General features: G+C 55.0%; 15 protein-coding genes. 3 read left to right on the top strand and 12 right to left on the bottom strand.

The annotated features are described in order from the left end of the window. Window positions 1–16: 16 nt before the first annotated feature. The 3 genes from queE to HV157_RS19390 are packed head-to-tail and all read right to left on the bottom strand — an operon-like array spanning window position 17 to window position 3009. On the bottom strand, window positions 17–688 hold the full coding sequence (gene queE, locus HV157_RS19400; RefSeq protein WP_020883810.1) for a 7-carboxy-7-deazaguanine synthase QueE: 672 nt from the start codon (window positions 686–688) through the stop codon (window positions 17–19). A 54-nt stretch (window positions 689–742) separates the two neighbouring features. Then, window positions 743–1450, bottom strand: coding sequence for an N-acetylmannosamine-6-phosphate 2-epimerase (locus HV157_RS19395; protein WP_150342937.1), 708 nt, complete (start codon window positions 1448–1450; stop codon window positions 743–745). Beyond that, a complete protein-coding gene (locus tag HV157_RS19390; RefSeq protein WP_182268843.1) occupies window positions 1450–3009 on the bottom strand; it encodes a maltose/glucose-specific PTS transporter subunit IIC in 1560 nt (519 codons plus the stop codon). The genes HV157_RS19395 and HV157_RS19390 overlap by 1 nt, the downstream gene beginning before the upstream one ends. Window positions 3010–3175: 166 nt before the next feature. Here HV157_RS19390 and HV157_RS19385 point away from each other — a divergent pair, with 166 nt between their 5' ends. Then, window positions 3176–4000, top strand: a complete 825-nt coding sequence (locus HV157_RS19385) for a MurR/RpiR family transcriptional regulator (RefSeq protein ID WP_020883807.1) — start codon at window positions 3176–3178, stop codon at window positions 3998–4000. Between the two features lie 359 nt (window positions 4001–4359). Beyond that, window positions 4360–5469, top strand: a complete 1110-nt coding sequence (locus tag HV157_RS19380) for an SDR family oxidoreductase (protein ID WP_182268842.1) — start codon at window positions 4360–4362, stop codon at window positions 5467–5469. Between the two features lie 52 nt (window positions 5470–5521). Here HV157_RS19380 and eno read toward each other — a convergent pair whose 3' ends face one another. The 5 genes from eno to rlmD all read right to left on the bottom strand — a co-directional run bounded on the left by eno (window position 5522) and on the right by rlmD (window position 13206). Then, window positions 5522–6820 carry a phosphopyruvate hydratase gene (gene eno / locus HV157_RS19375; RefSeq protein WP_014885045.1) on the bottom strand — a complete coding sequence of 433 codons (1299 nt, stop codon included), beginning with the start codon at window positions 6818–6820 and terminating at the stop codon, window positions 5522–5524. 82 nt (window positions 6821–6902) lie between these two features. Next, window positions 6903–8540, bottom strand: a complete 1638-nt coding sequence (pyrG, locus tag HV157_RS19370; RefSeq protein ID WP_014171412.1) for a CTP synthase (glutamine hydrolyzing) — start codon at window positions 8538–8540, stop codon at window positions 6903–6905. A 223-nt stretch (window positions 8541–8763) separates the two neighbouring features. Further along, a complete protein-coding gene (mazG, locus tag HV157_RS19365) occupies window positions 8764–9555 on the bottom strand; it encodes a nucleoside triphosphate pyrophosphohydrolase (RefSeq protein WP_032680388.1) in 792 nt (263 codons plus the stop codon). Window positions 9556–9624: 69 nt separating this feature from the next. After that, on the bottom strand, window positions 9625–11856 hold the full coding sequence (relA, locus tag HV157_RS19360; protein WP_014171414.1) for a GTP diphosphokinase: 2232 nt from the start codon (window positions 11854–11856) through the stop codon (window positions 9625–9627). A gap of 51 nt (window positions 11857–11907) precedes the next feature. Then, the gene (gene rlmD / locus HV157_RS19355) at window positions 11908–13206 is read right to left on the bottom strand and encodes a 23S rRNA (uracil(1939)-C(5))-methyltransferase RlmD (protein ID WP_182268841.1); all 1299 of its coding nucleotides are present in this window, start codon (window positions 13204–13206) and stop codon (window positions 11908–11910) included. 57 nt (window positions 13207–13263) lie between these two features. Here rlmD and barA point away from each other — a divergent pair, with 57 nt between their 5' ends. Continuing rightward, window positions 13264–16023 (top strand): two-component sensor histidine kinase BarA, encoded by a 2760-nt coding sequence (barA, locus tag HV157_RS19350; protein ID WP_050737233.1) that lies wholly within the window; start codon window positions 13264–13266, stop codon window positions 16021–16023. Window positions 16024–16069: 46 nt separating this feature from the next. Here barA and HV157_RS19345 read toward each other — a convergent pair whose 3' ends face one another. From HV157_RS19345 to HV157_RS19330, 4 genes are all read right to left on the bottom strand, one after another. After that, a complete protein-coding gene (locus tag HV157_RS19345) occupies window positions 16070–17215 on the bottom strand; it encodes a glycerate kinase (protein ID WP_182268840.1) in 1146 nt (381 codons plus the stop codon). 77 nt (window positions 17216–17292) lie between these two features. Continuing rightward, complete coding sequence (gene gudD, locus HV157_RS19340; RefSeq protein WP_182268839.1) at window positions 17293–18630, bottom strand: glucarate dehydratase; 1338 nt, start codon at window positions 18628–18630, stop codon at window positions 17293–17295. 15 nt (window positions 18631–18645) lie between these two features. Then, window positions 18646–19986 carry an enolase C-terminal domain-like protein gene (locus HV157_RS19335; protein WP_025203355.1) on the bottom strand — a complete coding sequence of 447 codons (1341 nt, stop codon included), beginning with the start codon at window positions 19984–19986 and terminating at the stop codon, window positions 18646–18648. Further along, window positions 19986–21341 (bottom strand): MFS transporter, encoded by a 1356-nt coding sequence (locus HV157_RS19330; RefSeq protein ID WP_020883799.1) that lies wholly within the window; start codon window positions 21339–21341, stop codon window positions 19986–19988. Before HV157_RS19330 ends, HV157_RS19335 begins: the two co-directional genes overlap by 1 nt. Between the last annotated feature and the right edge of the window lie 77 nt (window positions 21342–21418).

Below are 21418 nucleotides of genomic sequence, written 5' to 3'. Positions count from 1 at the left end.
ATATCCGGGCTTTTTTTTAGGCGATGTTCAGGTACTTGTGCGTCTGCATCGACAGCCGCCAGTTGCGGGCAATACAGGTTTCAATACACAGGCGCGTGGCATCCTCTTTCTGGCTGATAGGCTGCAGCGCGATGATCCGCTGCTTTTCATCCGTCAGCGTGGCGAGCAGTTCATCCAGCGCTTCGATATCACGCACGCGGCCAACCGGGTGTTTAATCTCATCAGCACGCTCCAGCGCCTGAGAGAGTACATCGTAGCCGCCGCGCATGTTAACTTTCGGCGAAACCGTCACCCAGGTGGTGTGAGAACAGCGCACTTCATGCGTGCCGCTGGTTTCAATCTGACAGCTGTAGCCGTTCTTTTCGAGCAGCTCGGTCAGTGGCGTCAGGTCGTGGATGCAGGGTTCACCCCCGGTAATCACCACGTGGCGCGCCGTCCAGCCCTGACGGCCAATGATCGCCAGCAGATCTTCTGCACTTCCCGCGCCCCACTTATCGCTCTCTTTGGTTTTAGCCAGAATGCTAAACAGCGACACTTCCCGATCTGCGAGTTTATCCCACGTATGTTTGGTATCACACCAGGCACAGCCAACCGGGCATCCCTGTAATCGAATAAAGATGGCGGGAACGCCGGTAAAGTAACCCTCGCCTTGCAGGGTCTGGAACATCTCGTTAATCGGGTACTGCATAGTCATCTCAGTTAAGGGGATAAACGATAAGTATCGCAGATCCCCGTCAGATGGTCATGCTCCATCGGTGCTTTGAGCGCCAATCGCTGCCATAAACCGCGCAGTAATTTGCTGTGGACGGGTGATGGCCCCGCCGACAACGACCATAAAGGCACCAAGTTCCAGGCACCTCGCCGCCCGTTCAGGTGTGTCAACGTTGCCTTCGGCCACCACGGGAATGTCGACGGCAGCCAGCACCTCTTTCAGAAACGCGCAGTCATTGTCCGGTAGCGCATGGCCTGCGGTTTCTGTCGTATAACCGTAAAGCGTGGTCCCCACACAATCAAAACCCAGCGCCTGCGCCGTCACGGCCTCTTCTGTTGTGGAAATATCCGCCATCAGGCGTACCGACGGGTACCGCGTGCGGATATGCGCGACCAGCGTCGCCAGGTCTTCGCCGCCAGGGCGCTGTCGCGCAGTCGCATCCAGGGCAATGATTTCCGGAGAAACCGTCATCAGCTCATTCACTTCTTTCATCGTGGCGGTGATAAACACCTCACTATCCGGATAATCGCGTTTGATGATGCCGATAACCGGCAGAGCTACCTGCTGCCTGATGGCTTCGATATCCACCACGCTATTGGCACGGATCGCTGCCGCCCCACCCTGCGCGGCGGCCAGCGCCATTCGTGACATAATAAACGCGCTATGCAGAGGTTCATTCTCCAGCGCCTGGCAGGAGACGACCAATTTTCCCTTCAGGTTATCCAGTACAGTTTTCATTACGATAAGATCTCTTCCACTTCGTTTTTAATAATCGTGACATGCGGCCCATAAATGACCTGAACACCGTTGCCGCGGACGATAACGCCGCGCGCGCCGGTCGCTTTCAGCGCCGATTCATTCACTTTGTTGCCATCCTTCACCGTGACGCGAAGACGCGTCGCGCAGCAGTCCACCTCTTCGAGATTGTCTTTGCCACCTAACCCGGCGATCACCGCAACGGCACGCTCGCTCTGCGAAAAGGTCACTTCATCCGCCATCGCCTCTTTCTCACGCCCCGGCGTGGCAAAATCAAAGCGATTAATCAGATAACGGAACGTAAAGTAATAAAGGAAGAACCACGGCACCCCTACCAGCGGTACGAACATCCAGTGGGTTTTGGCCTCGCCCTGGAGAATGCCGAACAGCACGAAGTCGATAAAACCGCCTGAGAAGGTTTGCCCGATAGTGATATGTAAAATATGGGCGAGCATAAACGCCAGCCCGTCAAACAGGGCGTGAATGACGTACAGCACCGGTGCAACAAAAAGGAATGAGAACTCAATAGGTTCAGTAATCCCCGTCAGGAACGAGGTCAATGCCGCCGAAAGTAACAGCCCCGCGACGCGTTTTTTGTTCTCCGGTTTTGCCGTGTGGTACATCGCGAGGCAGGCCCCCAGCAGACCAAACATCATCGTGATGAAGCGTCCGGACATGAAACGCGACGTGCCTTCATAAAACTGGCGTGTTGTCGGGTCGGCAAGCTGGGCGAAGAAGATCCGCTGCGTACCTTCTACCAGCTGACCGTTAACGATCTCACTGCCGCCAAGCGCGGTCGTCCAGAAGGGAAGATAGAAGATGTGGTGTAAACCAAACGGCCCGAGCATGCGCAAAATGAAACCGTACAGCATCGTCCCCAGATAACCGGTGGCATCCACAAGCCCGCCCAGACCGAAGATCAGCTTCTGGAAATGCGGCCAGATGACGGTCATTAATGCCCCGACAAGTATTGCCGCCAGCGAGCTGACGATCGGTACAAAACGTGAACCGCCAAAGAAACCCAGGAACTGCGGAAGCGCGATCTTATTGAACCGATGATGTAACGCGCAGGTCACAAGCCCGATGACGACGCCACCAAATACGCCGGTTTCCAGCGTCTGGATCCCCAGCGTCATTCCCTGCCCTACGGCACCCGGGTTCTCAAGCGCCAGTTTTCCGGTCAGGATCAGCAGCGCATTGATGGTGGCATTCATCACCAGAAAAGCGAGCAATGCCGCCAGCCCCGCGGTTCCTTTATCATTTTTTGCCAGCCCGACGGCGACCCCGATAGCAAACAGCACCGAGAGGTTGGCGAACACAATCGAACCGGCACTGCTCATAATGGTAAAGATGGCCTGCAGCCACGCAACATCTAAAAACGGGTAGGCCGTGAGGGTATTGGGGTTTGATAACGCGCCTCCAATCCCCAGCAACAAACCCGCCGCGGGCAAGACGGCGATGGGCAACATAAATGATTTGCCAAAGCGCTGCGCTTTCTCAAACCATCCGCCAGAAGAAGCCCCACTGAACATTTGCATCATTTTTTCATCCCCTCGTGTATGGATGAAAATTTTTACCATATTAATTATTAATAGTGAAAATTATCATCAATAACCAGGAGGACGATCATACTTTTTCGAAATGACTGGCATCTTTCCCCCGCTTTCCGCCACACTAGTCGACAGAAGAATGCATTAAGGATCTCGCATGTCAGACCATGAAAACCTGCTGCTGAAGCTACGCCAGGAGGCTTCCGGATACAGCCCAACGCAACGAAAACTGGGTGAGTTTGTCCTCAACGATCCTGCCCGGGTGCTTTACCTGACGATCACTGAGCTGGCGCGCGAAAGTCATACCAGCGAAGCCAGCGTGACGCGTCTTTGCCGCACGCTGGGCTGTAAGGGGTACACGGAATTCAAAATGGCACTTGCGCTGGACATTCAGCAGGGTCAGCCAGAGCGTCAGGCCGGGGATGAAATTGATAGCGTAGTGGAAGAGTCTGTACAGGCTCTGCAGGATACCGCCAGACTGCTCGACAGAGCGCTGCTGGAAAAGGCGGCGCAGGCGCTGCATCAGGCGCAGTCAGTCCAGATTTATGGGGTCGCTGCCAGTGCGATCCTCGGTGAGTATCTGCATTATAAGCTGTTGCGCCTGGGCAAACCTGTGCAGCTCTTCAGCGATATGCACCGTGCAGCCATGAATGCGACCACCCTCTCTAAAGCGTCGCTGGTGGTAGCCATCTCCAGTTCAGGCTCAACGCGGGATTTACTTCACGTCGTAAAACTTGCGCGCAAACGTGGCGTCCCCGTGCTGGCGCTCAGCAATACGCCGCGTAGCCCGCTGGCGTCCCTTAGCGATATGCTACTGGTTGCAGCCAAACCCGAGGGGCCGCTTAGCGCAGGCGCACTCAATGCCAAAGTGGGCGTTATGCTGCTGGTCGAGTTGCTTACCCACTCCCTTATTGCAATAGACGGTCATTACGGCGAGGTCAGCCAACAAACCGCCAGCGCAACGCTTCCGCTGTTGCTGTAAAAAACCTTCGCAGGCTATATATCAATAGCCTGCGAGTTCGTTATTTTAAGTGTTCTTAAGCATCCGTTAAATTATTTACCGCATCAATGAATGATGTTACAAAGTATTTTTATAATTACATTTTGACTTAATATCATCACGATACAGTAAGCACATTTATAATATATAAATCAGTAAGTTAAAATAAATATCTTGATAAATTGAATTTTCTTCCCTCCTGCAATGTCCAATCTCATCCCCTGAATTCCTTACCTTAAAATAAGCTTAAGAAACGGTAAGGCTGGCCATTTTTTTATTTAAACGCCGTTTACTTTCGCCCGCCTACAATCCGCCTCATCAATCATAATGAGACGGTATCAATGAAAACCTTACTGATTACAGGCGTGACCGGATTTCTGGGTGGTGCAGTACTTGAAAAAATCCTGACCGGCGAGAGCGCCGTAAATTTACTTCTGCTTGCGCGCGCCAGCGACCCGCAAGGTGGGCTGGCGCGAGTGCAGGAGAATATGCGTAAGTTCAACGTGCCTGAGCATGCACTGGCCTCGCTGAGCGTGGAGAATATCCTCATTGGCGATCTCAGCCAGCCGGAAGTCTTCCTGAACGATCCGCGCCTTGAACAGGTGACGCATGTCGTTAACTGCGCGGCCGTCGCGTCATTTGGAAACAATCCGCTTATCTGGAAGGTGAACGTCGAGGGAACCCTGGCGCTGGCGCGCCGCATGAAACGGGTGTCGACCCTACAGCGCTTCCTGCACGTTGGCACGGCGATGTCCTGCACGCCGGAGCAGGATTCGCTGGTCGCCGAAAGTGCAGAATTCAGAGAGAACGCCGAGCATCTGGTGGAATATACCTATTCGAAATCCACCATTGAACAGCTGATGCGCCAGCACTGTCCTGACCTGCCGCTGCTCATCGCCCGCCCGTCTATCGTCGTCGGCCATACCCGTCACGGCTGCACACCTTCAAGCAGTATTTTCTGGGTCTTTAGCATGGGGTTAATGCTGCAAAAATTCATGTGTTCGATGGAAGACAAAATCGATGTCGTTCCGGTGGATTATTGTGCCGACGCGCTGTTAATGCTGCTTACCAGTGATGCATGTTCAGGGGAGGTGGTACATATTTCTGCCGGGGAAGAGAACAGCGTTCGCTTTGCTGATATTGATAAGGCAATGGCGCAGGCGCTGGAGAAAGCCCCTGTCGGAGATCGATACGCTCAGGTAAGTTACGAAACGCTGGTCAGAATGCGCCGCGAACTGAAGGATATTTTTGGGCCGTGCAACGAGCGCCTGATGCTGAAAGCAATGCGTTTATACGGTGCTTTTGCCACACTCAACGTGCGCTTCAGCAATGATAAGCTGCTTAGCATGGGCATGCCTAAGCCACCCCGCTTTACGGACTATATTGCCCGCTGCGTGCAAACCACTCAGGGGCTGACCATTCCGGAACAAATGGCGGTCGATTTTAAATAGCCAAAAAAAATGCCAGTCTTGCGACTGGCATTTTCCTTTTAAGGCTTAGCGATTATGCCTGACCTTTGATCTCTTTACGACCGTTGTATGGTGCTTTTTCGCCCAGAGCTTCTTCGATACGAATCAGCTGGTTGTATTTAGCAACACGGTCAGAACGGCTCATAGAACCGGTCTTGATCTGGCCAGCCGCGGTACCAACAGCCAGGTCAGCGATGGTAGCGTCTTCAGTTTCGCCAGAACGGTGAGAGATAACAGCGGTGTAGCCAGCGTCTTTCGCCATTTTGATCGCAGCCAGCGTTTCGGTCAGAGAACCGATCTGGTTGAATTTGATCAGGATGGAGTTAACGATGCCTTTCTCGATGCCTTCTTTCAGGATCTTGGTGTTGGTTACGAACAGGTCGTCACCCACCAGCTGGATTTTGTCGCCCAGTACTTTAGTCTGGTATGCGAAGCCATCCCAGTCAGACTCGTCCAGACCGTCTTCGATAGAAACGATTGGGTACTGTTTGGTCAGGTCTTCCAGGAAGTGAGTGAACTCTTCAGAGGTGAACGCTTTGTTGCCTTCGCCAGCCAGAACGTATTTACCGTCTTTGTAGAATTCAGACGCTGCACAGTCCATCGCCAGAGTGATGTCTTTGCCCAGCTCGTAGCCTGCTGCTTTAACCGCTTCAGCGATAACAGCCAGTGCTTCTGCGTTAGAACCCAGGTTTGGCGCATAGCCACCTTCGTCACCAACAGCCGTGTTCATACCTTTAGCTTTCAGAACTTTAGCCAGGTTGTGGAACACTTCAGAACCCATACGTACTGCTTCTTTCAGGGATTTCGCGCCAACTGGCTGAATCATAAATTCCTGAATATCAACGTTGTTGTCTGCGTGCTCACCACCGTTGATGATGTTCATCATCGGTACAGGCATGGAGTATTTGCCTGGAGTGCCGTTCAGTTCAGCGATGTGTTCGAACAGTGGCATACCTTTAGCAGCCGCTGCAGCTTTGGCGTTCGCCAGGGAAACGGCCAGGATTGCGTTAGCACCGAAGTTAGATTTGTTTTCAGTACCGTCCAGATCGATCATGATCTTGTCGATGCCAGCCTGGTCTTTAGCGTCTTTGCCAATGATTGCCTGAGCAATAGGGCCGTTTACGGCGCCAACAGCTTTCAGTACGCCTTTGCCCATGAAACGGGATTTGTCGCCATCGCGCAGTTCCAGCGCTTCGCGGGAACCAGTAGAAGCACCTGACGGAGCAGCTGCCATACCGACGAAACCACCTTCCAGGTGAACTTCGGCTTCAACGGTCGGGTTACCACGGGAGTCGATGATTTCACGACCGATGACTTTAACGATTTTGGACATTAGATTTTCCTCAGTACAAGTTAAACTAAAACTCCAGACAAACAACGCGTACCAGGGGTACGCGTTGCCGTTCTAACTTTTTTTACTTCGCCTGACGCTTCTGGTAATCGCTGGCGGCTTTCACAAAGCCTGCAAACAGCGGATGCCCGTCACGTGGCGTTGAAGTAAATTCCGGGTGGAACTGGCAGGCGACAAACCACGGATGGTTTGGCACTTCGATGATCTCGACTAACTGATCATCCCCGGAGCGGCCCGCAACACGCAGACCCGCAGCTTCAATTTGTTTCAACAACATGTTGTTGACTTCATAGCGGTGACGATGACGTTCGGTGATAACCGGCTCGCCATACAGCTTGCGAACGACGCTATCGTCGGACAGCTGGCAGGCCTGTGCGCCAAGACGCATCGTGCCACCCAGGTCGCTCTTCTCGGTACGGACTTCGACGTTACCTTCTTCGTCGCGCCATTCAGTGATAAGCGCCACGACAGGGTACTTACAGTCTGGCACAAATTCCGTAGAGTTCGCGTTTTCCATTCCCGCTACGTTGCGCGCAAATTCGATCAGCGCAACCTGCATACCCAGGCAGATACCGAGGTATGGAATATTGTTTTCACGCGCATAGCGTGCGGTGGCGATCTTGCCTTCTACACCACGGTAGCCGAAGCCGCCAGGGATAAGGATCGCATCCAGATCTTTCAGAATTTCAACGCCACGCGTTTCAACATCCTGCGAATCAATCAGCTTGATGTTAACGGAGACGCGGTTCTTCAGACCACCGTGTTTCAGCGCTTCGATAACTGACTTATAGGCATCCGGCAGTTCAATGTACTTGCCAACCATGCCGATAGTCACTTCGCCAGCCGGATTCGCTTCTTCGTAAATAACCTGTTCCCATTCAGACAGGTTAGCTTCCGGACAGTTCAAGCTGAATCGTTTACAAATATAATCGTCCAGGCCCTGTGATTTCAACAGGCCCGGGATTTTATAAATGGAATCGACATCTTTCATTGAAATAACGGCTTTTTCCGGCACGTTACAGAACAATGCAATTTTCGCGCGTTCGTTCGCCGGAACCGCGCGATCGGAACGGCAAACCAGGATGTCTGGCTGAATACCGATGGAGAGCAACTCTTTAACAGAGTGCTGAGTAGGTTTGGTTTTCACTTCACCTGCGGCTGCCATGTAAGGCACCAGCGTCAGGTGCATGAACAGCGCGTTTTCACGGCCAATATCAACCGCCAGCTGACGAATCGCTTCCAGGAATGGCAGGGATTCGATATCACCCACGGTACCGCCGATTTCAACCAGCACCACGTCGTGGCCTTCGCCGCCCGCAATAATGCGTTCTTTGATAGCGTTAGTGATGTGTGGGATAACCTGAACGGTAGCACCAAGATAATCACCACGGCGCTCTTTACGCAGAACGTCGGAGTAGATGCGGCCTGTCGTGAAGTTGTTACGACGGGTCATTTTAGTGCGGATGAAACGCTCGTAGTGGCCAAGATCCAGATCGGTTTCAGCGCCGTCTTCAGTAACGAACACTTCCCCGTGTTGGATTGGACTCATGGTACCCGGATCGACGTTGATGTACGGATCCAGTTTCATCATGGTCACATTGAGGCCACGGGCTTCAAGAATGGCTGCGAGGGAGGCTGCGGCAATGCCTTTACCCAGAGAGGATACGACCCCGCCGGTCACAAAAATATAGTTCGTTGTCATGCTGAACCTGAGAAGTTAGGGTGAAACGATGGAATAACCAGGACGGGAAAGTAGTATACCCGAACACGGCGAGCGCCACAAACTTTCATTCTCCGTCTCCTGTCCAGCCAATGACAAACATAAGGAGTGAGAAAATAGCCCCTTTTGGGTAAATGTTTTTGACGCAAATCAAGCGCTTGTCATTTAAAAAATCACACAAATTGCGCTTGATCGCAAAATTTCGTTAGAGATCAGTTTCCTGGCGTTTTACTTCTTGCCAGACTTCTTCCATCGCATCGAGGTCAATTCCGCTCATTTCCAGGCCGCGCGAGGCCACAATCCGCTCAACTTCGCGAAAGCGTCGTTCGAACTTAATGTTGGCTTTTTGCAGGGCGGTTTCGGCTTTTACACCCAGATGGCGAGAAAGGTTGACGGTCGCGAACAGCAAATCGCCCATCTCTTCTTCAAGCTTTGCTTCATCTACCACGGCCTGTTGCGCTTCGTGCATCACTTCGTCGATCTCTTCATGCACTTTTTCCAGCACCGGGCCAAGAGACGTCCAGTCAAAGCCAACCGCGGAGCAGCGTTTCTGAATTTTATGCGCCCGCATCAGCGCAGGCAGGTTCAGGGGAATGTCATCCAGTGCCGAGTGCTGGGATTTCTCCGCGCGCTCGGCGCTTTTAATCTGTTCCCAGCGCGCCAGTACTTCCGCGCTATCGCCTGCGGTGGCATCGCTAAAGATATGCGGATGACGGCGTTCCAGTTTGTCGCTGATGGCTGCGCAGATGTCGTCGAAGTTAAAACGCCCCTCTTCCTGCGCCATTTGCGCATAGAACACCACCTGGAACAGCAGGTCACCCAGCTCACCACGCAGGTCGTCAAAATCCTCGCGTGAAATGGCGTCCAGCACTTCATAGGTCTCTTCGAGGGTGTACGGGGCGATGGTGGCGAAAGTCTGCTCTTTGTCCCACGGGCAGCCGTTTTCCGGATCGCGCAGGCGTTTCATGATGCCAAGCAGGCGGTCGATTTGGGTCATAATTCTGTCCTGATTAAAAATAAAGGCCGGGTAAAGGCTACGCCTTACCCGGCTTACAGAAAGGTGGGCTTACCCGCCGTGCAGACGACGTGCGTCAATCACATCCGGGACCTGGTTCAGTTTGCCAAGCACGCGGCCCAGCACCTGCAGGTTGTAGATTTCGATGGTCATATCGATGGTGGCAAGCTGCTCGCGCGTATCGCTGCGGCTGGCCACGCCCAGCACGTTGACCTTCTCGTTCGCGAGAATGGTCGTAATATCGCGCAGCAGGCCGCTGCGGTCGTTTGCAGTGACGCGAACCACCAGCGAGTACCCCGCCGAGTAGCTCTCGCCCCAGACTGCTTCCACAATACGTTCCGGTGCATGCGACTGCAGCTCGGCAAGCTGGTCGCAGTCTGAACGGTGAATGGAAATCCCGCGTCCCTGAGTGATAAAGCCAACGATATCATCACCCGGGATTGGCTGGCAGCAGCGGGCAATGTGATGCATCAGATTACCCACCCCTTCCACCACAACGCGGCCATTGTCTTTGCTGCGCTGCTGTGGCGCATAGGTTTTCTGCTGCAGCTGCTTTAGCGCCGCCGCATCCTGCTCCGCCGCGCTTGGCTTGTTGAACTGCGCCTGCAGGAAGTTCACCATCTGATTAAGACGGATATCACCGCCGCCAATCGCTGCCAGCAGTTCATCCAGCTCGTTGAAGTTGTAGCGCGGCAGCAGGAATTTCTCGGCCTCTTTCAGGCTTATGCCGATATGTTCCAGCTCGTCGTCGAGGATCTGGCGACCGGCAAGAATGTTCTTGTCACGATCCTGCTTACGGAACCAGGCGTGAATTTTTGAGCGCCCGCGGCTGGTGGTGACATAACCCAGGTTCGGGTTAAGCCAGTCACGGCTCGGGTTAGGCTGCTTCTGCGTGATGATTTCAATCTGGTCGCCCATCTGCAGCTGATAGGTAAACGGTACGATACGCCCGCCGATTTTCGCCCCGATACAGCGGTGCCCCACATCACTGTGGATGTGATAGGCAAAGTCCAGCGGCGTGGAGCCTGCTGGCAGGTCGACCACGTCACCTTTCGGCGTAAAGACGTAGACCCGGTCGTCAAAGACCTGGCTTCGCACTTCATCCAGCATTTCGCCGGAATCCGCCATCTCTTCCTGCCACGCAATCAGCTTACGCAGCCAGGCAATGCGGTCTTCATGACCAGAGCGCACGCCACCTGACGTCCCCTCTTTGTATTTCCAGTGCGCCGCGACGCCAAGCTCAGCGTCCTCGTGCATCTGTTTGGTACGAATTTGAATCTCGACCGTTTTGCCGCCAGGCCCCAGCACCACGGTATGAATAGACTGATAGCCGTTAGGTTTCGGGTTCGCGACATAGTCATCGAATTCATCCGGAAGATGGCGGAAGTGAGTATGTACTATCCCTAACGCGGCGTAGCAATCCTGCAGACGCTCCGCAACGATGCGCACGGCGCGCACGTCAAACAGCTCATCAAAGGCGAGATGTTTCTTCTGCATTTTGCGCCAGATGCTGTAGATGTGCTTGGGTCGACCATAGACTTCGGCCCGCACATTCTCTTCTTTCATCGACTGGCGCAATCCGCTGACGAACTCCTCAATATAGTGCTCGCGGTCAATGCGGCGCTCGTGCAGGAGTTTTGCAATCCGCTTATATTCTGCCGGGTGAAGGTAACGGAAGCAGTAATCCTCCAGCTCCCATTTCAGTTGACCAATCCCTAAGCGGTTCGCCAGCGGTGCATAGATGTTCGTACACTCTTTCGCGGCCAGTACGCGCTCGTCTTCCGGCGCATCTTTTACTTCGCGCAGGTGGGCAACGCGTTCAGCGAGCTTGATGACCACGCAGCGGAAATCGTCCACCATGGCCAGCAGCATCCGGCGAACGTTATCAACTTGCTCAGAGGAGACGGAATCGGTATGTGCGGCTTTGAGCTGGCGGATTGCCGCCATATCCCGTACGCCGTGGATCAACGCCACGACGGATTGCCCGACGCTGTCGCGCAGCACGTCTTCAGTGACGACATCCGCATCGGCAAGAGGGAACAAAAGCGCGGCCTGCAGCGTTTCGATATCCATGTTGAGCATGGATAAGATTTCAACCATCTCCACGCCGCGCCACAATAACAGTTCGGCGTCAGGATGCCCCAGAGTGGTGCGCTGACAGTAGGCCCAGGTTTCGGTTAAGCGTTCACACGACTGCTGGCTGGAAATCCCCAGACTTGCTATCCATTTTTGTGGGTCAAACTCCCCAGCTTTATTAAGATGTGCACTTCTTACCGCAACCATTGTCCTCTCCTTTAGGGACCAGGGCCTGTCGAAGTCGACAAGCCAAACTAATTAGATGTGCTCAAACAACACCATCGATTCCAGATGCCCAGTGTGCGGGAACATGTCCAGCATTGCCAGACGCTGAATCTGGTAACCCGCACGGATTAATGCCTCACTGTCTCGGGCAAGCGTTGCCGGGTTACAGGAAACATAGACCACGCGCCTGGGCGCGAGTTTAATTATATGTTGCATTACACCCGGTGCACCTGCGCGCGCCGGGTCGAGAAGAATTTTGTCAAACCCCTGCGTCGCCCACGGCTGCTGTGTCACATCTTCCTCAAGATTTTGGTGAAAGAATGTCACATTTTGCAAGCCGTTCTGTCGTGCGTTCTCCTGCCCTTTAGCCACCAGCGCCTCAACGCCTTCGACACCCACAACGCTTGCCGCCTGCCGGGCCAAAGGCAGCGTGAAATTGCCCATTCCGCAAAACAGGTCAAGTACCCGATCGCTCTTCTGCACATCGAGCCACATCAGCGCTTTCTCAATCATTTGCTGATTGACGCCATCATTTACCTGAATGAAATCTCGCGGACTGAACGTTAAGCGTAGCCCGTTTGACGCATACCAGGGCGCTTCACCTGTCAGTTGCTCAAGTATCTCGCTTTGGGGGGCAAGGAAAAGCGCCAGCTCGTGGGAATGCGAAAAGCGTTCCAGTTTTTCGCGATCTTTTTTCGACAGCGGCGCGGTGTGGCGCAGCACCATCAGCGGGCCATTGTTGGCCATGACCAGTTCGACGTGCCCGAGGTGGCGAACGCCGTCCAGTCCGCAGAGGCAGGCATGCACGTCAGGAAGCAATGCCTCAAGACGGGGCACCAAAATGGGGCACTGCCTGATATCGACGATATCGCTGGAGCTGGCTTTGCGAAACCCCATCTCCAGCCGCTCAGTTTTTGGCTGATAGCTCAGGCTCAAACGCGCGCGACGACGATAGCCCCAGGGCTGGTCGGCGATGATCTCGTTGACGTCGTGCTTAAGCAGGCGGGCCAGGGCGCTGCTTTTACTTTTTTGCTGTAATTCTGTGCTGACATGCTGTTGCTGGCAGCCACCGCAGACGCCAAAATGCGGGCAGCGAGGCTTCACGCGGTCCGGGCTATCGTTATGACGCTGCTTAACCTGCCCGCGTGCAAACTGGCGTTTATCTTCCGTCAGCGTAATTTCTGCTCGTTCTGTTGGCAGTAAACCTGTTATAAACAGTGTCTTACCATTATGACGCGCAACCCCCTGGCCAAAGGGATCGAGGTCAGTGGCTTCAACAGTTATGATCTGACGCGTCGTCACGCGTCGCTTTGCAGAGTAGAATTGCGCCATCGCCGAGATTTTTCTCACATAAACATAATTATCCTAATTGTCCCATAACGGAACGCCATGACCAACTACAGCCTGCGCGCGCGCATGATGATTTTGATCCTCGCCCCCACCGTTCTCATCGGTTTGCTGCTGAGTATCTTTTTTGTGGTGCACCGCTATAACGATTTGCAGCGGCAACTGGAAGATGCCGGTGCCAGCATTATCGAACCGCTGGCCGTCTCCAGTGAGTATGGGATGAACCTGCAAAACCGCGAATCGATAGGTCAGTTAATCAGCGTGCTGCACCGCCGTCATTCGGATATCGTGCGTGCCATCTCCGTTTACGACGAGCATAACCGCCTCTTTGTCACCTCGAATTTTCATCTGGATCCAGCGGCCCTGAAAATTCCTGACGGTACGCCCTTCCCGCGCCACCTCACCGTGCTGCGCCGCGGCGATATCATGATCCTGCGCACCCCGATTATTTCGGAAAGCTATTCACCCGATGAATCCGCCCAGTCTGACGCCAAATCCAGCGACAATATGCTCGGATATGTGGCGCTGGAGCTGGATCTCAAGTCGGTGCGTCTGCAGCAGTACAAAGAAATTTTCATCTCCGGCGTTATGATGCTGTTCTGTATCGGGATAGCACTTATCTTCGGCTGGCGCCTGATGCGTGACGTGACGGGGCCCATTCGCAACATGGTTAACACCGTCGACCGCATTCGCCGGGGCCAGCTCGACAGCCGGGTGGAAGGGTTTATGCTGGGCGAGCTCGATATGCTCAAAAACGGCATTAACTCGATGGCGATGTCGCTGGCAGCGTATCACGAAGAGATGCAGCACAACGTCGACCAGGCGACCTCTGACCTGCGCGAAACCCTGGAGCAGATGGAGATTCAGAACGTTGAGCTGGATCTGGCGAAAAAACGCGCGCAAGAAGCCGCACGTATCAAATCCGAGTTCCTCGCGAATATGTCCCACGAGCTGCGTACGCCGCTCAATGGCGTGATTGGCTTTACCCGTCTGACGCTAAAAAGCGAGCTGAACCCAACCCAGCGCGATCATCTGCATACCATTGAACGCTCGGCCAACAACCTGCTGGCGATCATTAACGACGTGCTGGACTTCTCCAAGCTGGAAGCCGGCAAGCTGATCCTGGAGAGCATCCCGTTCCCGCTGCGCAGCACGCTCGATGAAGTGGTGACGCTGCTCGCACACTCGTCGCACGATAAAGGCCTGGAGCTGACGCTCAACATTAAAAATGACGTGCCGGATAACGTCATTGGCGACCCGCTGCGCCTGCAGCAGGTGATTACAAACCTTGTCGGTAACGCCATCAAATTCACCGAAAGCGGCAACATTGATATTCTGGTGGAAAAGCGCTCCATCAGTAATAACAAGGTTCAGATTGAAGTTCAGATCCGCGATACCGGCATCGGTATTCCGGAGCGGGATCAGTCCCGTCTGTTCCAGGCGTTTCGTCAGGCCGATGCAAGTATTTCCAGACGTCATGGCGGCACGGGGCTGGGTCTGGTTATCACACAGAAACTGGTTAAGGAGATGGGGGGAGATATCTCTTTCCACAGCCAGCCAAACCGGGGCTCCACGTTCTGGTTCCATATCAATCTGGACCTTAACCCGAACGTGCTCACCGACGGTCCGGTAACCAATTGCCTGAAAGGAATGCGCCTTGCCTACGTTGAGCCGAACGCCGCAGCGGCGCAGTGTACGCTTGATATCTTAAGCACCACGCCGCTGGAGGTGATCTACAGCCCTACCTTCTCAGCGCTTGCCGTGGAGCATTACGACATCCTGCTGTTGGGGGTCCCGGTCACCTTTACCGGCGAGCTCACCATGCAACAGGAACGGCTGGCGAAAGCCGCATCGATGACCGACTACCTGCTGCTGGCCCTGCCGTGTCATGCCCAGATCAATGCAGAAGAGTTAAAAAATGACGGGGCCGCCGCCTGCCTGCTTAAGCCACTTACCGCGACCCGCCTGCTGCCAGCACTGACGGAATACTGTCGTCTGAGCCAGCACGCTCTGCCGCTGATTGACGATGAGCAAAAATTGCCGATGAGCGTAATGGCGGTGGATGATAATCCGGCCAACCTGAAGCTGATTGGCGTGTTGCTTGAAGATCAGGTTCAGCACGTAGAGCTGTGTGCCAGCGGTGCGCAGGCGGTTGAGCATGCGAAACAGATGCAGTTCGATTTAATTCTGATGGATATTCAGATGCCCGGCATGGATGGCATTCGTGCCTGCGAGCTGATCCGTCAGCTCCCGCATCAGCAGCAAACGCCAGTGATTGCGGTCACCGCCCACGCGATGGCCGGTCAGAAAGAGAAGCTGCTGAGTGCCGGAATGAATGATTATCTGGCCAAACCTATCGACGAAGAGAAGCTGCATAGCCTGCTGTTACGCTATAAGCCGGGGCATATCGGCGGAACGTACACGGTATCGTCCGAACCGGTGGAAATCAGCGTCAATCAAAACGCCACCTTTGACTGGCAGCTTGCGCTGCGCCAGGCGGCGGGTAAGCCTGATTTGGCCCGCGACATGCTGCAAATGCTGGTCGCGTTTCTGCCGGAAATTCGTAATAAGGTCGAAGAGCAGCTGGTGGGTGAAAACCCGGAAGATCTGCTGGAAGCCATTCATAAGCTGCACGGTAGCTGCGGCTACAGCGGTGTGCCGCGGCTGAAGAATCTCTGCCAGTTGCTGGAGCAACAGCTTCGCGCGGGCACGCCGGAAACAGAGCTTGAACCGGAATTTCTGGAGCTGCTGGACGAGATGGATAATGTGACGCGGGAAGCCATGAAGGTGTTAGGTAACTAGCGTTGCCCTCTCCCGCCGGGAGAGGGCAAACAGGATTGCCCGCCGTTCAGAGCCTGAACGCCTGCCCCACTTTCAGCACTGCAGCGATATTGCGTGCGGCCATCCGCACATTGTCGCTGGCATTTTCCAGCGCGTCCTCCAGCGAACAGATGGTATAAATCACGCTGAATACCGCGTCGATGCCGTGATTATGTACCACCCCGACATCCGCCGTCAGGCTACCCGCAATACCGATGACCGGTTTATTAAAGCGTTTAGCCACCTTCGCGACGCCCACCGGCACTTTGCCGTGGATCGTCTGACTGTCGATGCGCCCTTCTCCCGTAATCACCAGATCGGCGTTAGCCACCTGCTCTGCCAGATGCAGCGCATCGGTGACAATCTCAATCCCCTGACGAAGCTGCGCACCGCAGAAAGCGTAGAGTGCCGCCCCCATCCCACCCGCCGCACCGCCGCCGGCAAGGTTGATGACGTCGATATCCAGATCCCGGGCAATGACCTGCGCGTAATGCGCCAGGGCGTTATCCAGGGTCACAATCATCTCCGGCGTGGCGCCTTTTTGCGGGCCAAAGACCGCGGATGCCCCTTCGTCTCCGGTGAGCGGATTAGTGACGTCACAGGCGACGTCAATCCGGCACTCCGCCAGACGTTTATCCAGCCCGCTCAGGTCTATACGGGCCAGTTTTGCCAGCTCGCCGCCCCCCTGTCCAAGGGGCTGCTCGTTGGTATCCAGCAGCTTTACCCCCAGTGCCTGCACCATGCCGGCACCGCCGTCATTGGTGGCACTGCCGCCAATACCAATAATAATATGCTTAACGCCCGCATCCAGCGCGTGCCGGATAAGCTCGCCGGTCCCCCAGGAGGTGGTAAGAAGGGGATTGCGTTGCGAAGGCGCGACGAGCTCCAGACCGCTTGCCGCCGCCATTTCAATAAACGCGCTCTGTTCGTCACCGGAGATGCCATAGAACCCGTCCACAGGCTCACCCAGCGGGCCTGAGACAGAGGCATGGACAATGCGCCCCTGCGTCGCCGCCACCATAGCTTCTACGGTACCTTCTCCACCATCGGCGACCGGCAATTTCACAAAGTCAGCCGCGGGGAAAATCTCGCGAAAACCCTGCTCAATCGCGGTGGCTACCTCAAGGGCACTCAGGCTTTCCTTATACGAATCCGGTGCGATAACAATCTTCATAAGCCATCCTTACGCATAGTCATTACGTTAAGCATACACCACGTAAACGACCGCTCATGGGAACGGTCCCAATGCGTTTATCGTACCATGCACGGGCGTTTATTGTCGAATTTCCAGTCAGGTATCAAATATTGCATGGCCATCGCATCATCGCGTGCCCCAAGACCATGTTTTTGATACAGCTCGTGGGCTTTCATCACCTGATCCATATCCAGCTCAATGCCCAGACCCGGCGTGGTTGGCACCTGCACCATGCCTTCTTTGATCTCAAACGGCTCTCTGGTCAGACGCTGATTACCTTCCTGCCAGATCCAGTGAGTATCGATAGCGGTGATCGTGCCCGGTGCAGCAGCGGCCACGTGGGTGAACATCGCCAGCGAGACATCAAAGTGGTTATTGGAGTGCGAGCCCCAGGTCAGGCCAAATTCATGACACATCTGTGGCACACGCACCGACCCCTGCATCGTCCAGAAGTGGGGGTCTGCCAGCGGAATATCGACAGACTGTAACGACAGGGTGTGCCCCATCTGACGCCAGTCAGTGGCAATCATATTGGTCGCGGTGGGTAAACCGGTGGCGCGACGGAATTCCGCCATCACTTCACGGCCCGAGAAGCCCTGCTCAGCCCCGCACGGATCTTCCGCGTACGCCAGCACGCCTTTCAGTTGTTTACCAATGCGGATAGCTTCATCCAGAGACCAGGCACCGTTCGGGTCGAGCGTGACGCGCGCCTGCGGGAAACGTTTTGCCAGTGCGGTAATGGCTTCCGCCTCCTGTTCACCCGCAAGCACGCCGCCCTTAAGTTTGAAATCGTTGAAGCCATATTTTTCGTACGCGGCTTCCGCCAGGCGCACCACCGCATCCGGGGTCATCGCGTCTTCGTGGCGGAGTCGGTACCAGTCACATTGTTCATCCGCCTGGTTCTGGTACGGCAGCGGCGTCAGCGTGCGGTCGCCAACGAAGAACAGATAGCCCAGCATTTCCACTTCACTGCGCTGCTGGCCTTCGCCCAGCAGCGACGCAACGTTAACGCCCAGGTGTTGGCCCAGCAGATCCAGCATCGCGGCTTCGATACCGGTGACCACGTGAATGGTGGTTCGCAGGTCGAAGGTTTGCAGACCACGACCGCCGGCATCACGGTCAGCGAAGGTGCTCCGCACGGTATTGAGGATATTTTTATATTCGCCCAGCGTTTTTCCCACCACCAGCGGAGCGGCCTCTTCCAGCGTTTTGCGGATCTTCTCACCACCGGGGATTTCACCCACGCCGGTATGCCCGGAGTTATCGTTGATAATGACAATATTGCGGGTGAAAAACGGCGCATGCGCTCCGCTCAGGTTCATCAACATGCTGTCATGGCCGGCGACCGGAATGATCTGCATGGCAGTGACTACAGGGGTAGTAAAAGTACTCATCGTTCAATCCTTTTATCAGTGACGTCCAAAAACAGGGCGCTTACGATCAAATGTCCAGCCGGGGATCAGGTACTGCATCGGCCCCGCGTCGTTACGCGCGCCGCCTGGCAGTTTTTTATACGCCTCATGCGCGTGATGAACCTGATCCCAGTCAAGCTCAACGCCCAGCCCCGGTGCATCTGGTACGGCAATCTTGCCATTTTTGATTACCAGCGGTTCTTTCGTCAGGCGGGCTTCTCCCTCCTGCCAAATCCAGTGGGTATCAATGGCGGTCGGGTTGCCCGGAGCCGCCGCGCCAACGTGCGTAAACATCGCCAGCGAAATGTCGAAATGGTTGTTGGAGTGACAACCCCAGGTCAGTCCCCAGTCGTCGCAGAGCTGTGCGACGCGAACGGCACCTGAGAGTGTCCAGAAATGCGGGTCCGCCAGTGGAATATCGACCGCGTTCAGCATCACCGCGTGGCCCATTTCACGCCAGTTGGTGGCGATCATATTGGTGGCCACCGGCAGACCGGTGGCACGCCGGAATTCCGCCATTACTTCACGGCCAGAGAAGCCCTGCTCAGCCCCGCACGGGTCCTCCGCGTAGGTCAACACGTCATCCAGCCCTTTGCATAAGGCAATGGCCTCATCCAGCAGCCATGCACCGTTCGGATCCACCGTGATGCGCGCATCCGGGAAGCGTTTTTTGAGCGCGCGGGCAGTTTCAATCTCCTGCTCGCCGGGCAATACGCCGCCTTTCAGCTTGAAATCTTTAAATCCGTAGCGATCCTGCGCGGCTTCCGCCAGCCGAACCACCGCCTCACCGGAAAGCGCCTCCTGGTGACGCAGGTGATACCACTCGTGGTCGCCAGGGGAATGCGCCAGATAAGGCAGGTCGGTTTTGTTGCGATCGCCAACATAAAACAGATAACCGAGCACCGTCACCGCGTCGCGCTGTTTTCCTGGCCCCAGCAGTTCGCAGACCGGGACCTTCAGCGCCTTACCCAGTAAATCAAGCAGCGCAGCCTCCAGCGCGGCGACAGCGTTGACGCGCAGTTCGAACGTCCAGGCGCCTTTGCCGAACGTGTCAAAGTCTGCCGACTGGTTGCCCTTGTGCACCCGCTGCACCACGTTATTGAGGCGAGCTACCTCCTTCCCGACGACCAGCGGAATGGCGTCTACCAGCGTCTGGTGGATAACCTCGCCACCCGGCGCTTCCCCAACGCCGGTGTGGCCCGCGGAATCCGTCAGCACCACGATATTACGGGTAAACCAGGCGTTATGTGCGCCGCCGATGTTGAGCAGCATACTGTCCTGTCCGGCTACCGGTATGACCTTCATGTCGGTAATCACCGGGCTTGATTGAGTCGTCATCAGCCGCGCTCCACTACAGGTTTAAGTTCCACGCGCTTGATATCACCCACCAGAACCAGGTAGCTCAGGACCGCCACCAGCGCGTGTACGCCAACGTAAATCAGCGCGCCGTTGAAGGAGCCGGTGGTTCCCACGATGTAGCCGATGGCAATGGGGGTCACAATCCCGGAGATGTTGCCAAACATATTGAACAGTCCACCGCTCAGGCCGCTGATCTCTTTCGGTGCGGTATCCGCCATGACCGCCCAGCCGAGGGCACCAATCCCTTTACCGAAGAAGGCCATCGCCATAAAGCCAATAATCATCCACTCAGCGCTGACGTAGTTACAGAACACCATGGTCATGGAGAGCAGCATGCCGAGCACAATCGGCGTTTTACGCGCGATATTCAAAGAGCCTGTACGACGCATCAGCCAGTCGGAAATCACACCCCCCAGCACCCCCCCTACAAAACCGCAGATAGCCGGGACTGACGCCACAAAGCCCGCTTTCAGGATCGACATCCCGCGCGCCTGCACCAGGTAAACCGGGAACCAGGTGATGAAGAAGTAAGTTAAGGCGTTAATGCAATACTGGCCCAGATAGATGCCGATCATCATGCGCGAGCCGACGAGCTGTTTGATCTGCGCCCATTTCTGGCTGAACGGCACTTTTGCTTTTGCCGATTTCTGATCCATGTTGATCAGCGCCCCGCCTTCAGCAATGTACTCCAGCTCTTTTTTATTCACGCCGGGATGCTGGTTCGGTTCATGGATCACTTTCAGCCAGACGAAGCTAATGATGATCCCAAGCCCACCCATAAAGAAGAAGACATGTGACCAGCCCACTTCATGCGTCAGCCAGCCCATAATGGGTGCAAAGATCACTGTCGCAAAGTATTGCGCAGAGTTAAAAATTGCCACCGCCGTTCCCCTCTCCTGCGCCGGGAACCACGCCGCCACAATACGGCTGTTACCGGGGAAGGAAGGTGCTTCGGCTAAGCCCACCAGGAAGCGCAGGGTGAAGAGCGCAACGATGATGCCAAATCCGTTGAACACATCGACGAAGCCCTGCAACAGGGTAAATGCCGACCAGATGAAGATGGACCAGAAATAGACGCGTTTGGAGCCAAAACGATCAAGCAGCCAGCCGCCAGGAATTTGGCCGATAACGTAGGCCCATGAAAATGCGGAGAAAACGTAGCCCATGCCAACCGGATCAAGACCGATGTCTTTTGCCATTTCAGAACCGGCAATCGACAGCGTGGCACGGTCACCATAGTTAAAGGATGTGACGATAAACAGCATCACCACTATCCAGTAGCGCGCATTTGTGCGCTTCTCAGCGCTGCTCGCCGCGTGGCTTAATGTACTCATTGTTGCACTCCTGAATCCAGGCTCTCGCCAGTTCATTCTGTACAGCACCGGTAGGGTAACCAGAATGAGGGTTAGTA

Source organism: Enterobacter sp. RHBSTW-00318 (assembly GCF_014101375.1).
Classification (GTDB): domain Bacteria; phylum Pseudomonadota; class Gammaproteobacteria; order Enterobacterales; family Enterobacteriaceae; genus Enterobacter; species Enterobacter ludwigii.
This window is presented reverse-complemented; position numbering and strand designations above follow the sequence as displayed.

What these genes read in the sequence shown, in the direction of transcription:
- queE (WP_020883810.1), bottom strand. Translation starts at nt 688, where the DNA reads ATGCAGTACCCGATTAACGAGATGTTCCAGACCCTGCAAGGCGAGGGT.
- HV157_RS19395 (WP_150342937.1), bottom strand. Translation starts at nt 1,450, where the DNA reads ATGAAAACTGTACTGGATAACCTGAAGGGAAAATTGGTCGTCTCCTGC.
- HV157_RS19390 (WP_182268843.1), bottom strand. Translation starts at nt 3,009, where the DNA reads ATGATGCAAATGTTCAGTGGGGCTTCTTCTGGCGGATGGTTTGAGAAA.
- HV157_RS19385 (WP_020883807.1), top strand. Translation starts at nt 3,176, where the DNA reads ATGTCAGACCATGAAAACCTGCTGCTGAAGCTACGCCAGGAGGCTTCC.
- HV157_RS19380 (WP_182268842.1), top strand. Translation starts at nt 4,360, where the DNA reads ATGAAAACCTTACTGATTACAGGCGTGACCGGATTTCTGGGTGGTGCA.
- eno (WP_014885045.1), bottom strand. Translation starts at nt 6,820, where the DNA reads ATGTCCAAAATCGTTAAAGTCATCGGTCGTGAAATCATCGACTCCCGT.
- pyrG (WP_014171412.1), bottom strand. Translation starts at nt 8,540, where the DNA reads ATGACAACGAACTATATTTTTGTGACCGGCGGGGTCGTATCCTCTCTG.
- mazG (WP_032680388.1), bottom strand. Translation starts at nt 9,555, where the DNA reads ATGACCCAAATCGACCGCCTGCTTGGCATCATGAAACGCCTGCGCGAT.
- relA (WP_014171414.1), bottom strand. Translation starts at nt 11,856, where the DNA reads ATGGTTGCGGTAAGAAGTGCACATCTTAATAAAGCTGGGGAGTTTGAC.
- rlmD (WP_182268841.1), bottom strand. Translation starts at nt 13,206, where the DNA reads ATGGCGCAATTCTACTCTGCAAAGCGACGCGTGACGACGCGTCAGATC.
- barA (WP_050737233.1), top strand. Translation starts at nt 13,264, where the DNA reads ATGACCAACTACAGCCTGCGCGCGCGCATGATGATTTTGATCCTCGCC.
- HV157_RS19345 (WP_182268840.1), bottom strand. Translation starts at nt 17,215, where the DNA reads ATGAAGATTGTTATCGCACCGGATTCGTATAAGGAAAGCCTGAGTGCC.
- gudD (WP_182268839.1), bottom strand. Translation starts at nt 18,630, where the DNA reads ATGAGTACTTTTACTACCCCTGTAGTCACTGCCATGCAGATCATTCCG.
- HV157_RS19335 (WP_025203355.1), bottom strand. Translation starts at nt 19,986, where the DNA reads ATGACGACTCAATCAAGCCCGGTGATTACCGACATGAAGGTCATACCG.
- HV157_RS19330 (WP_020883799.1), bottom strand. Translation starts at nt 21,341, where the DNA reads ATGAGTACATTAAGCCACGCGGCGAGCAGCGCTGAGAAGCGCACAAAT.